Annotated in this window: 18 protein-coding genes; 9 read left to right on the top strand and 9 right to left on the bottom strand. The window is 41.9% G+C overall.

All coding sequences use genetic code 11. From position 1 onward, the window contains the following. The first annotated feature begins 17 nt into the window (after nt 1-17). From PR800_RS03880 to nrdG, 6 genes are all read left to right on the top strand, one after another. Nucleotides 18-149, top strand: coding sequence for a hypothetical protein (locus PR800_RS03880; RefSeq protein WP_256372920.1), 132 nt, complete (start codon nt 18-20; stop codon nt 147-149). A 34-nt stretch (nt 150-183) separates the two neighbouring features. Further along, nucleotides 184-1119, top strand: a complete 936-nt coding sequence (gene pyrB / locus PR800_RS03875) for an aspartate carbamoyltransferase (RefSeq protein WP_166264020.1) — start codon at nt 184-186, stop codon at nt 1117-1119. A gap of 13 nt (nt 1120-1132) precedes the next feature. Next, nucleotides 1133-1597 (top strand): aspartate carbamoyltransferase regulatory subunit, encoded by a 465-nt coding sequence (gene pyrI, locus PR800_RS03870; protein WP_102138191.1) that lies wholly within the window; start codon nt 1133-1135, stop codon nt 1595-1597. 162 nt (nt 1598-1759) lie between these two features. Next, nucleotides 1760-2146, top strand: coding sequence for a 2-iminobutanoate/2-iminopropanoate deaminase (gene ridA, locus PR800_RS03865; RefSeq protein WP_166264018.1), 387 nt, complete (start codon nt 1760-1762; stop codon nt 2144-2146). 400 nt (nt 2147-2546) lie between these two features. After that, nucleotides 2547-4685 carry an anaerobic ribonucleoside-triphosphate reductase gene (gene nrdD / locus PR800_RS03860; RefSeq protein ID WP_272530245.1) on the top strand — a complete coding sequence of 713 codons (2139 nt, stop codon included), beginning with the start codon at nt 2547-2549 and terminating at the stop codon, nt 4683-4685. 4 nt (nt 4686-4689) lie between these two features. Next, on the top strand, nt 4690-5154 hold the full coding sequence (gene nrdG, locus PR800_RS03855) for an anaerobic ribonucleoside-triphosphate reductase-activating protein (protein WP_166264014.1): 465 nt from the start codon (nt 4690-4692) through the stop codon (nt 5152-5154). Here nrdG and PR800_RS03850 read toward each other — a convergent pair. After that, nucleotides 5151-5588, bottom strand: coding sequence for a YhbP family protein (locus PR800_RS03850; protein ID WP_102138262.1), 438 nt, complete (start codon nt 5586-5588; stop codon nt 5151-5153). The genes nrdG and PR800_RS03850 overlap by 4 nt on opposite strands. 306 nt (nt 5589-5894) lie before the next feature. After that, nucleotides 5895-6146: a multiple stress resistance protein BhsA gene (gene bhsA, locus PR800_RS03845; protein WP_102138194.1), complete on the bottom strand. Its 252-nt coding sequence runs from the start codon at nt 6144-6146 to the stop codon at nt 5895-5897. 269 nt (nt 6147-6415) lie between these two features. Between bhsA and PR800_RS03840 the strand changes: the two genes are divergently transcribed. Then, nucleotides 6416-6754, top strand: coding sequence for a GIY-YIG nuclease family protein (locus tag PR800_RS03840; protein WP_102138195.1), 339 nt, complete (start codon nt 6416-6418; stop codon nt 6752-6754). Here PR800_RS03840 and PR800_RS03835 read toward each other — a convergent pair. Both PR800_RS03835 and ubiT read right to left on the bottom strand, forming a co-directional pair. Beyond that, nucleotides 6727-7230: a GNAT family N-acetyltransferase gene (locus PR800_RS03835; protein WP_102138196.1), complete on the bottom strand. Its 504-nt coding sequence runs from the start codon at nt 7228-7230 to the stop codon at nt 6727-6729. The genes PR800_RS03840 and PR800_RS03835 overlap by 28 nt on opposite strands. Then, nucleotides 7224-7748: a ubiquinone anaerobic biosynthesis accessory factor UbiT gene (gene ubiT / locus PR800_RS03830; protein WP_102138197.1), complete on the bottom strand. Its 525-nt coding sequence runs from the start codon at nt 7746-7748 to the stop codon at nt 7224-7226. Before ubiT ends, PR800_RS03835 begins: the two co-directional genes overlap by 7 nt. Nucleotides 7749-8261: 513 nt before the next feature. On the opposite strand from ubiT, the gene ubiU reads away from it, so the two are divergent. Then, a complete protein-coding gene (gene ubiU, locus PR800_RS03825; RefSeq protein WP_102138198.1) occupies nt 8262-9257 on the top strand; it encodes a ubiquinone anaerobic biosynthesis protein UbiU in 996 nt (331 codons plus the stop codon). A 17-nt stretch (nt 9258-9274) separates the two neighbouring features. Next, nucleotides 9275-10150, top strand: coding sequence for a U32 family peptidase (locus PR800_RS03820; RefSeq protein ID WP_102138199.1), 876 nt, complete (start codon nt 9275-9277; stop codon nt 10148-10150). Between the two features lie 39 nt (nt 10151-10189). Here the strand turns inward: PR800_RS03820 and PR800_RS03815 are convergent, their stop codons facing one another. From PR800_RS03815 to PR800_RS03795, 5 genes are all read right to left on the bottom strand, one after another. Continuing rightward, on the bottom strand, nt 10190-10507 hold the full coding sequence (locus PR800_RS03815) for a type II toxin-antitoxin system YafQ family toxin (RefSeq protein ID WP_004905874.1): 318 nt from the start codon (nt 10505-10507) through the stop codon (nt 10190-10192). After that, entirely contained in the window at nt 10488-10775 is a 288-nt protein-coding gene (locus PR800_RS03810) for a type II toxin-antitoxin system RelB/DinJ family antitoxin (RefSeq protein WP_004905876.1), read from the bottom strand. The genes PR800_RS03815 and PR800_RS03810 overlap by 20 nt, the downstream gene beginning before the upstream one ends. Before the next feature lie 130 nt (nt 10776-10905). After that, on the bottom strand, nt 10906-12060 hold the full coding sequence (locus tag PR800_RS03805) for an ABC transporter permease (RefSeq protein ID WP_272530243.1): 1155 nt from the start codon (nt 12058-12060) through the stop codon (nt 10906-10908). Then, entirely contained in the window at nt 12060-13205 is a 1146-nt protein-coding gene (locus tag PR800_RS03800) for an ABC transporter permease (protein ID WP_272530241.1), read from the bottom strand. Before PR800_RS03800 ends, PR800_RS03805 begins: the two co-directional genes overlap by 1 nt. Before the next feature lie 11 nt (nt 13206-13216). Beyond that, entirely contained in the window at nt 13217-14188 is a 972-nt protein-coding gene (locus PR800_RS03795) for an HlyD family secretion protein (protein ID WP_102138203.1), read from the bottom strand. Nucleotides 14189-14487 lie beyond the last annotated feature (299 nt).

Below are 14487 nucleotides of genomic sequence, written 5' to 3'. Positions count from 1 at the left end.
ATTTGCCGGGAGAAACTATGAACGCTGCTGCTCTATTTCTTACAGAGAACACCTCCACTGCACTGCCTTCTGGCGGTCTGGACAGCCTGTTTTTCCCCTTCTTATTTATAAAAAAGCCCCTCAATGAGGGGCTTTTTTTTGGCCTATAGACCTAATATGTCTTGCTGACACAGGAGAACAACAATGCCGAACCCTTTATACCACCGCGATATCATCTCGATTAATGATTTAGACCGTTCAGACCTTGAGTTGGTACTTAACGTCGCTGCTTCATTAAAAAAACAGCCACAACCTGAGTTTCTAAAACATAAAGTCATCGCAAGTTGTTTCTTTGAAGCCTCTACACGTACACGTTTGTCATTCGAAACGGCAATCCACCGTTTAGGTGCTTCTGTTGTTGGTTTCTCTGATAGCACCAACACTTCACTCGGCAAGAAAGGCGAAACTCTGGCAGATACCATCTCTGTCATCAGCCAATACGTGGATGCAATTGTCATGCGCCACCCCCAAGAAGGTGCCGCGCGCCTTGCTAGCCAGTTTGCAGGCCAAATCCCTGTCATTAATGCAGGCGATGGATCAAACCAACATCCAACACAAACGTTACTCGACTTGTTTACTATCCAAGAAACTCAAGGCCGTTTAGAAAACCTGCAAATTGCCATGGTCGGCGACCTAAAATATGGCCGAACTGTGCATTCCTTAACCCAAGCACTGTCTAAATTTGAAGGTAATCACTTCTACTTTATTGCTCCTGAAGCGCTTTCAATGCCAAACCATATTCTGCACATCTTAGAAGAAAAAGGCGCAACCTACAGCCTGCATAATAATATTGATGAAGTGATGCCAGAGCTCGACATTCTGTATATGACCCGCGTACAAAAAGAGCGTCTCGACCCTTCTGAATACGCGAATGTTAAAGCGCAATTTATTTTAAGTGCCGCTGATCTGCATTGTGCAAAACCGAATTTAAAAGTCTTACACCCACTGCCTCGAGTTGATGAAATCGCGGTAGATGTGGATAGCACGCCATATGCTTACTATTTCCAGCAAGCAGGAAATGGGATTTATGCAAGGCAGGCATTGTTATCTCTGGTTTTAAATAAAGAATTGGCTATCTGAGGAGGAAATTACCATGACACACGACCATAAATTACAAGTTGAAGCAATCAGCCACGGTACCGTTATTGACCACATTCCTGCTCAAATTGGTTTCAAGTTACTAAAATTGTTTAAGCTAACAAAAACAGACGAACGCATCACGATTGGCTTAAATTTGCCATCAAGCAATCTAGGCAAAAAAGACATTATCAAAATTGAAAATACCTTTTTAACCCCAGAGCAAGCTAACCAATTAGCTATGTATGCCCCTGAAGCCACCGTTAATCGTATTGAAGATTACCAAGTGGTAGAAAAGCTTGAACTCACACTGCCTCACTATATCGACAACGTGTTAATTTGCCCAAATAGCAACTGTATTAGCCATAATGAGCCCGTATCAAGCAGTTTCCGTGTGAAAAAAATCGGCAAAGAAGTCGCACTCACGTGTAAATTCTGTGAAAAAGAGTTCGATAGAGACGCTGTGATCAATAACCAGTAAGTTATTTTTGCGTAGACTGCGGTGTTGTCTAGGTGCAATCCATGTTTATAATAGTGCCTAACACCCCATAAAGTTATACTCAACATCATACCAAACTACAGAAACCGCTGTGGCTTGCCATATGACGAGTATTTTCTCTTTACGTGATGAAACGGAGTAGTTATGTCATACGAAATCAATACAGAAAACGCACCAGCAGCGATCGGTCCTTACGTTCAAGGCGTAGATTTGGGTAGTATGGTTATCACATCAGGGCAAATCCCTGTTGATCCTAAAACCGGTGAAGTGCCTGAAGATATCGCAGCACAAACTCGCCAATCACTGGCTAACGTAAAAGCAATTTTAGAAAAAGCTGGCTTAAGTGCGGCTAATATCGTGAAAACAACGGTATTTGTAAAAGATTTAAATGACTTTTCGACCGTGAATGCAACCTACGAAGAATTTTTCAAACAGCATAATGCACCGTTCCCAGCTCGTTCTTGCGTTGAAGTTGCTCGCCTGCCAAAAGACGTGAAAATTGAAATCGAAGCAATCGCAGTACGTAAATAACGATTAATTCGAGCCAAACACCCCATCCTTTGAGTGGGGTGTCTTTCATTACTGTCTACCTCCGATACAGAATAAATTCCCCGTCACAGTAGTCATTTTCATGCTTTGCGAATAAAGAAAATCACATCTCTTTTTTATTTAGATCACTGATATGAATACTAGCAACTGAAAAGATTTATTTCCTCTGCGCTTTTGATATTCATACAAATTATTTTTTTCCTTGTTTTAAATCAAATAGTGGTGATCTAAAAAAAAGCAAAATCCCATATATTGTGCTTTAATTACACAAGATGACACAACATATAGTATTTATTCACATTTTATCCACAGATTAGTACCCGTGATAAACATGGCGAATAGCTGAAGTCGCATTGTGGATAACTTAACAAGGAGAATGCCCGTGGGAACGGTTGTTATAAAAAGAGATGGTTGTCAGGTCGGTTTTGACCTTCCACGAATTCAAGAAGCCGTTAAACGTGCAGCGGCTGCTGTGAATGTTAAGGATGACGATTATTGTCTTCAGGTTGCTTCTGCTGTTACAGAGCAACTTTGCAGCCGTGACCGAGTGGATATCGCTGACATTCAAGATGCAGTTGAAAACCAGCTGATGGCCGGGCCTTATAAAGACTTAGCCCGTGCTTACATTGAATATCGCCACGATAGAGACAGCGAACGTGAAAAACGCAGCCAATTGACGCATGACATTCGTGGGTTAATCGAACAAAGTAACGTCTCTTTACTCAATGAAAATGCCAATAAAGACAGTAAAGTGATCCCGACACAGCGCGATTTACTCGCGGGTATTGTCGCTAAACACTATGCAAAACAACATATTTTGCCGAGAGATGTCGTTATTGCACACGAACGAGGCGAAATTCACTATCATGACCTCGACTATGCACCTTTTTTCCCGATGTTTAACTGTATGTTAATTGACCTTGAAGGTATGTTAACGAATGGTTTTAAAATGGGAAATGCAGAAATAGAGCCACCAAAGTCTATTTCAACGGCCACTGCCGTCACAGCACAAATTATCGCCCAAGTTGCTAGCCATATATATGGCGGTACGACAATTAACCGTATTGACGAAATTTTAGCGCCATATGTCGCAATCAGCTATGAAAAGCACCTAAACGTCGCCAAAGAGTGGGGAATTGCAGATGCGGAAGGTTATGCACACAACCGTACAGATAAAGAGTGTTATGATGCTTTTCAATCCTTAGAGTATGAAGTCAATACACTTCACACCGCAAATGGCCAAACCCCTTTTGTGACCTTCGGTTTTGGCCTTGGAACGTCTAAAGAAGCGAGGCTCATTCAGCAATCAATTCTGAAAAATCGCATTGCCGGCCTTGGCAAAAACCGCAAAACAGCCGTTTTCCCGAAACTCGTATTTGCAATTAATGATGGCCTAAACCACAAATTAGGTGACCCTAATTACGACATCAAACAACTCGCTTTAGAGTGTGCGAGTAAGCGCATGTACCCTGATATTCTTAACTACGATCGCGTTGTTGATGTGACTGGGTCATTTAAAACACCTATGGGTTGCCGCAGCTTCCTTGGCGTCTATGAAGAAAATGGGCAACAAATTCATGATGGGCGCAACAATTTAGGCGTTATCAGCCTAAACTTGCCTCGCATTGCTATCGAAGCGCAAGGTAATGAAGATGCATTTTGGGCATTACTGGATGAACGTCTAGCAATTGCCAAAAAAGCCTTAATGACCCGCATTGCCCGTTTAGAAACCGTAAAAGCGCGCGTCGCGCCAATTTTGTATATGGAAGGCGCCTGCGGTGTTCGGTTAAAAGCTGACGATAACGTTGCTGAGATCTTTAAAAACGGACGTGCGTCTATTTCCTTAGGTTACATTGGATTGCATGAAACCATCAATGCGCTTTTTGGCACACAGACTCATGTCTATGATGATGAAAAATTACGTAAAAAAGCGGTCGAGATTGTCAGCCGCTTACGCCAAGCCACTGATGAGTGGAAAGCCCAAACAGGCTACGGTTTCAGCTTATACAGCACACCAAGTGAAAACTTGTGTGACCGTTTTTGCCGTATCGATACCGCTGAATTTGGGGTGATACAAGGTGTTACCGACAAAGGTTACTACACCAACAGCTTCCATTTAGATGTTGAAAAACAAGTCAATCCTTACGATAAAATTGATTTTGAAGCCTCTTATCCAGCTATCGCGAATGGTGGGTTTATCTGTTACGGCGAATATCCTAACTTACAACATAACGTTAGAGCCTTAGAGGACGTGTGGGACTACAGTTATCAACATGTGCCTTATTATGGGACTAACACTCCAATTGACGAGTGTTATGAATGCGGTTTCTCGGGTGAATTTTCTTGTACTAGCAAAGGCTTTACCTGCCCTGCTTGCGGCAATCATGACACAAATAGAGTTTCTGTCATTCGTCGAGTTTGCGGTTATTTAGGTAGCCCAGATGCCAGACCATTCAATGCAGGCAAACAGGAAGAAGTGAAGCGTCGTATCAAGCACTTAGGTAACGGCCAAATAGGTTAATGCTATGAATTATCACCAATATTATCCTGTTGATGTGGTCAATGGCCCAGGAACTCGCTGTACGCTGTTTGTCGCAGGCTGTGTTCATCAATGCCGTGGTTGCTACAACCAAAGTACATGGCGAGTGGATTCAGGCATACCATTCACCCAAGAAATGGAAGACCAAATTATCCAAGATTTGCAGGACACGCGAATCCATCGGCAAGGGCTTTCCCTTTCAGGCGGAGACCCGCTGCACCCAGCCAATTTACCTGCGGTGCTCAAGTTGGTAAAGCGCGTAAAAGCAGTTTGCCCAGATAAGGACATCTGGTTATGGACAGGATACACATTGGGTGATTTCACGCTTGAACAGCAAAAAGTGGTGAGTTTTGTCAATACCGTGATTGACGGCAAATTCGAGCAAGATTTACATGACCCGCGCTTAATTTGGCGCGGTAGCTCGAATCAGGTGATCCACAGACTGCGTTAAATTTGCCGTTCCCAATATAGTTTGGTACCAAAACCTAATTTATTATCTACCATTTTGACATTCTGCAAGTGAAGCTGCCAAACAGGCAGTTTCGCTGCTATTGCCACAGGGAAACGACGGCAGTAGAAACCGCGAGAGAGCTGTGCTTCCTCACTTTCTAATATTTTAATTTCACCTGTAAATTGAATACCTTGTATTGCATTCACAGCTTTGGTCTGTGCCGATATTGTGCCAGCAACCTGTGGGTTAGCCACCATCAATTGCCCATGTTTTGAATTTGGATCTGTCATTAAAATCAGGCACATCTTTTTCGCATCAAATGCATAGTAACAACTGGCAGGCCAGATATCATTGTTATGGTGAGCAAAAAGGGAAAAAACGTGTTGGCGGGCAATATAGCGTTGGATGTGTTTTAACGTTTGTTCAGGCGTCATAGCGGTTTCCATATAAACCCGTTCAGAACAAGCTTTCAGGGTATTCCCCTTAAGCTTGCTTAAACTGTTCTGAACGTAGGCATAAAATTCGCTATTACTATACTCTAACTAGCTGAAATATTAACCTAAATGTTTTTAGACTTATACGCCAACTAAATTCGAGTATTTATTCTAAATAATTCGAGTTGTAGCTAGGCGGCAAGTGAACGAGGCGCTAGGAGCATACATAAGTATGTGACTAGTGCGAATGAACGCGGCCAACAACGCTACGGCTCGAAGTATGACGAGTAAATATGACGAATAAATTTATTTGTAGATAGCCGCAGTACCACTCATGCTATTCTCACCGCCAGCTGAAATCACACGGAATGAAGTCGCACCAGCTTCATCAGCTTTTTTGGCCAATTGTGCGGTCAGGTCATTAACACTTACCGCACCAGTTACTGATACATAACCTGTTGCAGGTTGACTAGTATGTTGAACTTCTTCAGCGGCCATTGAACCAAATGAAACAGCACCTAAAGCTAAAGCAGCAGCAAATAATGTTGATTTTTTCATTGTACATTCCTTCTTGTAAACTTGATTTTTAGTTGGGATTTTTACTGTCCCTCTGTGATATGGATCATATTATGCGCTTTATTTTGAAAAGAGAATTAGCTAATTTTGCTATAGTTATTCAAATATTTTGAATGCCAACTTAGGTTGAGGTTACAAATTTGTGACAGTTTCATATCATTTTTTATTTAAATTTTAATATGTTATAAATATCTTACTTAACGAATATATTCGTTGTAACCTTATATTTTCTTCTTATAAATCAGCACAGAATGATAAAAAAAACTCTAGAAAAAAAACAATTAAAACAAAGTGATTGGTATCTTTACTTAGTAAGAGAGAAAAATAACGCTTTGTATTGTGGTATCACCACCGATGTACAACGTCGTTTTGAGCAACATAAGGCAGGAACAGGGGCAAAAGCATTGAAAGGAAAAATGCCACTAGAACTGGTATTTTCTTGTTTTATTGGTTCTCGCTCAGCCGCATCAAAAATAGAATATCAAGTTAAGCAACTGAATAAAAAGACAAAAGAAAGGCTGGTCATTGACCAGCCTGATGACCTAGTTAACTACTTAGCTAACTATAAGTTATTGAAGTGTGAAGGGTAAGTCACTAAACCTTGATGTTCCCCAATCTCGCCATTTTCTAAGCCACAAACCAAAAAGTGGGCTTGTTGTTCAGGCCATTGGCAACTTATACCGTGGGTTGCAGCTGGTTCAAAACCGAAACGTGAATAGTAGCGTTCATCGCCCAGTACAACGACCGCACCGTAACCAAACTCATTGAGGCTATCTAACCCTTCATAGACCAGTTTTTCTGCAATTCTTTGGCCTTGATGCGCTTTATTTACCGCTAATGGTGCAAGACCTACCCATTGTACGTCTTCCTCGTTAACGTCCACTGGCGTGAAGCCAACATAGCCGATCACTTCACCATCATCATTTGTTGCCACAACACCGAGCGTTAGCAAACCATCTTCACGTAAATGTTGAACAAGGTTAGCTTCCGCTTCAGTTGGAAAGGTTTCTCGCAATAATTTATCAATACCCATTGCGTCGACAGGGATTTCAACTCGGATTAGCATGATGTTAACACAGGCGATTTATGCTCTGCGTCCTCGCTTTCATGCACGGTTTTAATCACATCGGCCAATTGTAGCAAAGCAAAACGCAGTGGAGCTGGCATGTTTTCAAGCTCGAAAGCATCCATTAAATTCTTCACATAGAGGCCGAGTTCGGTATCCCCTTCAATCACCAGCCTACGCTGGAAAAAGAGTGTGTCAGGGTCTTCTTTACGTGCAGCAATCAGTACCAGATCATTCGCATTACCACTCACGCTAACATCCGCTTCTGCATGCTGTTTTACGGAGAGTTGGCCACCCTGCAAACTGATAAACCAGACTAACGCTAAGTCACGAACCTCAACTTTTAGCCATTTGTCTTCAAGAAAATCCAGCTCCCCTTCCTTCACTGACTCACGAAATTGCCAGCTTAACAACTGTTCAAGGACCTGACGCTGCAGTGCGAATGGGGTCACTTTCAAAGGCAGTTTTAAAAATGAAGGGCCTTTTGTGATGAGTTGAGAACGAATTTTACTTAACACAGTACTGACTCCCGTAGTAATTGTCTGCCCGTTTTCGTGTAACTACTTAACAACAGTAGCAGCTCGAATTATTTAGGGTAACATATTGCATATTTAGATGGTTAAATTTTCAACGCTAATAACTCCATTTTTTGAAGTCATTAACCTAACATTTGACTCATGATGAGTTATCTTGCCAAAAAATGATATTATTGGTTTGATCCTATATCAACTTTTGCCCATCCAGCCAATAATTATTTCTCACATCCCTTTGATAAAAACTATCTCTAATTACCTATTTTCTCCAATAAATATTCAAAAATCAGTCAAAAATAATTCATATTCCATATTTATAAAACTTATTCTCTGACATTTGGTGAAGTCTCTTTATTACCCACCAGCCTCCTTATTTCCTTAACGACCTTAATTAACGAATACTGATATCCATTAACAATTTCTCTGCTCTAAATCAAAATCTATAACAGTTCTGTTGACTAGAATGTCAGCTGTTAAATTTTATACAGGGATAGGACAATGGAATTACTCTGCCCCGCAGGGAATTTGCCCGCTTTAAAAGCGGCTGTCGATAACGGTGCTGATGCCGTTTATATTGGATTAAAGAATGATACCAATGCGCGCCATTTCGCAGGGCTTAATTTTACGGAAAAAAAACTGCACGAAGCAGAGCGCTATATTCATAACCGTAAACGTAAATTACATATTGCGATTAATACGTTTGCGCATCCTAATGGTTACGAACGTTGGCAAAACTCCGTCGATCTTGCAGCAGATCTCGGTGCCGATGCGTTGATCTTAGCCGATATCGCAATGTTAGAGTACGCTGCAAATAAATACCCGCATATTGAAAGACATGTTTCAGTTCAAGCCTCTGCCACCAATACAGAAGCCATTCGCTTTTATCAACGCAATTTCGATGTGCATCGCGTCGTACTTCCTCGCGTTTTATCTATTCATCAAGTCAAACAACTGGCTAGAAATAGCCCTGTACCACTTGAGGTATTCGCCTTTGGTAGCCTGTGCATTATGGCAGAAGGACGTTGCTACCTTTCTTCTTATCTTACTGGTGAGTCACCAAATACCGTAGGTGCATGTTCCCCAGCACGTTTTGTTCGCTGGCAACAAACAGAAGAAGGAATGGAATCTCGCTTAAATAATGTGTTGATAGACCGTTACCAAAAAGATGAAAATGCAGGCTATCCAACGCTATGTAAAGGACGTTATCTTGTCGATGAACAGAAATACCATGTCCTGGAAGAGCCCACCAGCCTCAATACTATTGAATTATTACCTGAGTTGATGGCAGCGAATATTGCTTCTGTCAAAATTGAAGGCCGCCAGCGTAGCCCCGCTTACGTAACGGAAGTGACCCGTATTTGGCGACAAGCCATCGACCGCTACAAATCCAACCCTAATCACTTTGTCACCGACCCGAAATGGCTAAAAGCATTAGGTGGGCTTTCTGAAGGAAGCCAAACTACATTAGGCGCCTATCACCGTAAATGGCAGTAATTTAAAAGGTAAATATCATGCAGTACTCGTTAGGATCTGTTCTTTATTATTGGCCAAAACAGACGCTGGAAGATTTTTATCAACACGCCATGCAAAGTGATGCCGATATTATTTATCTCGGTGAGACGGTGTGCAGTAAGCGTCGAGAAATGAAGCCCAATGACTGGATAGAACTCGCCCAGCAGCTCGCTAAAAGTGGCAAACAAATTGTCCTGAGCACCCTTGCTCTCCTTCAAGCACCTTCAGAACTTAAAGAGATCAGCAAGTTAGTTGATAATGGTGAGTTTCTCGTTGAAGCCCATGATTTTGGTGTGATCAACATGTTAGCCGAAAGAAACCTGCCTTTTGTCGCGGGCCACGGTTTGAATTGCTACAACGCGCAAACCTTAAATATTCTCTTACGCCAAGGCATGGTGCGCTGGTGTATGCCTGTAGAGCTTTCTCGAGATTGGTTAGTCAATTTACTTAACCAGTGCGATGATATCGGCATTCGTGGCAAATTTGATGTTGAGGTCATGAGCTATGGGCACTTGCCACTTGCCTATTCCGCGCGCTGTTTTACTGCACGCTCTGAAAATAAGCAAAAAGACGAGTGTGAAACTTGTTGTATTAATTACCCCCAAGGGCGCAAAGTGCTCTCCCAGGAGCAACAGCAAGTGTTTACGTTGAATGGCATTCAAACGCTCAGTGGCGCTTGCTATAACCTCGGCAATGACCTGCATTCAATGCATGAGCTTGTGGATATTGTGCGCATTTCCCCTGAAGGTATTGGATCCCTTGAGATAATCAAGCAGTTTAAAGCCAATGAAAGTGGGGATATTCCGCTAAATATCGCCAATCAAAACTGCAATGGCTATTGGCGGCAAATTGCAGGGTTGTTGCTAGTGCCTTGATATACAATAGGTAATGAGCTCGAACTATAGCTCATTACCTTAACCAAATAATTCACTGTGCGAACCAATATCAACGAAAGTGATTAAATTACCTTTATCTGACAAGCGATAAACCAGTAAGAAATCACCACCAATATGAAGCTCCCTAGCTCCTTGCCATTCATGACCTTCTAATTCATGGTCAAGATATTCTTTTGGTATTATTTTTTGAGAAAACAGTATTTCCATAACGAGAACAGCCGCATTCATATCCCTACGGCCCGCTCGGTTATATCGTTCCCATGACTTCTTAAACGTTGGTGTATAAGCAACCTGCCTTGGTTGCTTAGCTCGCTTATTACTTGGCTTCTGAGTCAACTTTGCTTAACTCCACCATCATTTCGTTAATTGAATCGTAGTGCTGCTCAATAGCTTTAGCTTCTTTCAACGCTAGTGTAGTTTTCAGCGAAGGTTGCTTACGTTTGATTTCAAAGGGAACTCTTTGCTCTTGAACTACTTGCTCTAAAAACAAACGAATAGCTGCGCTAATAGTCAAACCACAATCTTGTAATACACTCGTGGCTTCCGCTTTTAATTGTTCATCAATTCGACTACGAACATCTGTTGTTTTCAATAGTGTTGACATATCATCCCTCCACACATATCAAACGTAGCTACATTGTGACTACATTGTGGTTGAGTTTAGCATTTGTCGATTAATTAGTCATTATTTCTTTAGGCCGCCTTTTCTAATAGACAATAAACACGATTAAATATTAATGCCGATGCCTGCGCCAACGGTTAAACATATGGCTAATATGACGTAGTTCGCCATCTCGGAGCATACCGATGAATACCCCAATGACCGTATAAATAACCCCTAAAATCAGCATCATCACGATATCCATCAGGACATCGCTAAACGGTAGCCCCATTTGATTAAGACCTGCCATGGCATTCGTGGCCCATGTTGATGGCAATGCTGAAGCAATCATACGTACCCAATCAGGCATCGCTTGCAGTGGCCAAATCGTTCCTGACATGTAAAACACAGGGGTCGTAATGAATGCCAAAGTTAAATAAATCATTTCAACGCTGCGCAAACATTCTGTCACTAACTTGCCAAGCCCCAGAACAGCCAATAGGAATGGAAACGTGAACATCCAAATCACGTACAGTGGCGCTTCTTGCCGATACCCCAATACCCACGGCCAAAGGGCAAAAAATACGGTAGATAAAAATAACCAAATCGGAATTAAAGCAGATAACGCCCCTAAATAAACGGCTAATGGCGGTTTTCCTTTAGGTGTAGAACGCACCGCGATACTAACTCGCACACAGGCAATCAGCAGGGAGTGCTGCAATAACATCACCAAAAGGCCAGGAAACACGATCGCTGCAAAGCTGATCCCTGGGTTATACAATGGCTCAGTTTCACTGCGAATAGGGGTAATAATCACTTTTGCTTGCTCTTGGCTATAGCCTGCTTTAGTGAGTAACTGGGTGTTATAGGCATTGAGCAGTGTTTGATAGGCTTTTGATAACTCTTGCTGAATTTGCCCACTCGCTAGCCGGTTGGTCCCATCACCATACACTGGCACAGTGATATTTTTACCGCTCAGTAAGTGTTGTTGAAAATCCGTTGGAATAATAATTATCGCAAATAGCTTTCTCGCAATCATATCCTGCCGCGCTTGAGCAAGGTTGTCATAACTCTGCAATTGCACTTTTGGTGTCGCATCGAGATCATGGATTAGCTCACGGCTTGCCGTGCTGTGGTCCATATCAATCACTGCAACAGGTAAATCCCAAAGAACAGGCTTTGCATAAACTAAGCTCATAACACATAGAGAAACCAATAATAATAACCACATCGGTTTTTCCAGCATCCCCAGCAGCACTTTACGAAAGGTTGCAAAATAGATGGACATCAGACAGCCCCCACTTGGTTTTCTAACCGTTTTATTAATCGCTTACGGATTAAAAAGCCAATCACAAAGGGGTAAATCAATAAGAATAGACACACTTGAACGATGCGAGAAAAGGAAATCTCCCGCAAGAAAATATCAAACATAGCATTTAATGTATGAGTAAGTGGTTCAATATTCGAAATAATTTGCGCAGGCAATATCATTGATAGCTCCGGTACCGCCATACCCGAAAAGGCCAAAGCGATACTCACCAACATCCCTATCAAGCTATATGCCATGATGGCACTTGAGGTAAAACTAAACAGTAATAAGCCGATACTTTGTGCTGCTATCACATAGAAAAACCCTAATACAATCATATATAACGGGTTCCCAACCACTTTAGCATCAAAGATAGTGACCAATGCCGCAATCTCTACAGAAAGTAATATACTGAAAAATAAGGTGTAAGGAGCTAGCTTCCCGAGCAGCGCCATGATAAACGGTTTAACACTTTGTAAGGTGGAACCCCGTGACATCGTATAGATTGTTGCGGTAACAACAAACAGCTGCAGCATATGAATAGTTGCGGCAAATTGTTGATAATAAATATAACTACCACTCGGGTTGAATAAGCTGTCATAAGAGAGTGTCACTTGAGCTAACGGTGGCAATGCCTTTCCCATTGACTTCGCCATTTCTTGGCGATACTTCGCATTCAGCTCTGCCACCAGCCCACTAAAATCTTGAATGGCATAACTGCCTGATGCATAAAAGAGTGCATTATAATACATACGAAGTTCAGGCTGACGACCCCGTAAGACATCTTCTTCAAAGTTATGAGGAATATACAATAACGCGTAATCTTTTGAACTACCGAGTCGTTTTAATGATGTACTGAGATTGTCATCAATGGTTTTCACATCCGCATGTGGGCCCGCGTCGAGGTCACGAATAATCTGCCGAGACACCGGGCTATGGTTATTATCCACCACAGAAACGGGCAAATCCATTAATGTCCCCTCTGAGAAGTTAGCACTAACTAACGTAAACAGCATTAATGGAAACAGCCAACTTAACCAATGAAAAACAGGGCTACGAATAGCCATTTGGGTTTCACGGCTAAAGGCGTGCTCAAAACCGTGCCAAGCGAACTTAAATTTCATGGCAACACCTTTTACTTATCCCAGTGCCATAACACACTCATGCCAGGCCTTAGCCCTTCAATCGGCTCTACAGGATATAAGCGAATTTCAAATGTTTTTAAATCGAAGTCACCGGTTGCACGTGTCGCTCGTTTTGTCGCATAGTCACCTTTCGGTGCAATATAGCGAACCTCAGCTTCAATCAACTTGTTCCCCAAGGCAGGTACATCCAGCTGCACTTTGTCGCCTTTTTTTACATCAACTAAAATATCTTCACGCAAGTTATAGACAAAATAAGCTTGCGGTAGACGTATTAATGAAACTAGAGGACTTCCGGCATTAAATAGCTCACCAATTTCTGCTGGGATAGGTCCTACCTCCCCATCTACAGGGGCTTTAACTTGCAAATCATCAACCTGTACTTGCAATTCAGCCAATTTCTGTTCTGCCTGATTAAGTGCGGCTTCATATTGATGGCGTAATTCAATACGGTCACCATTCTGGCCTTCTTCTAATCGGGCTTTTGCCCCTTGTACTTGCGAAAATGCCACTTCTTTGGCCTTACGTGCGTTATCTAACTCATTCGCTGAAACATACCCTTTGTTTTTTAAATTACTCAAACGTGCATATTCACGAGATGCATTTTGATACTGGGAGTTGGATTGCGCCAAGGTGGCCTGAAGATCACGAATAGTTTCTTCGCGAGTACCATTAATAGAGAGCTCTAGCTGTGCTTTTGCTTGGTCTCTTGCGGCTTTTGATGCTTCATATTGCGCTTGCAGCTCAGGGCTTTCTAATGTTAATAAGAGTTGCCCTTGTTTTACGTCATCACCTCGCTCAATATGACGCTCAATCACCCGCCCTTTTGCTTTCGACGTGACGATGACTTCAGGTGCATCCACTTCCCCCTGCAACAATAAATATTGGTTATGAGAATGAAAAAGTGCCGCTGCTGCGATTAAGATAAGCATCAGCAAAATCAGTGCTATTGTTCTTTTTTTCATTATTTATGTGAACCTTAAATAATAACGGGGGAAACTATCATCCCTAGAGTATGACAAGAAAGTTAAATACAGTGTTAATAAATTCGTGCGCAAGATCACGAAAAGGTAGGACATTGATTAATATTGAAACGATTTTGGCCTTATGTCAAATAATGATGAACGTACTTTTCTCAAATGTCGATTACTTAACCAATGGCTTACGGTATAATAGCCAGCCAAATAAAAACTAATAAAAGATAGTTAACGTGAATAACCCTCCCCCAATTCAGCGCTAAAAAGTAATTCGGTGAGATAGAAAA

It is taken from the genome of Providencia sp. PROV205 (assembly GCF_028479505.1).
Classification (GTDB): Bacteria; Pseudomonadota; Gammaproteobacteria; order Enterobacterales; family Enterobacteriaceae; genus Providencia; species Providencia huaxiensis.
Note: the sequence above shows the minus strand (reverse complement) of the source record. Positions and strands in the feature narration are given on the sequence as shown.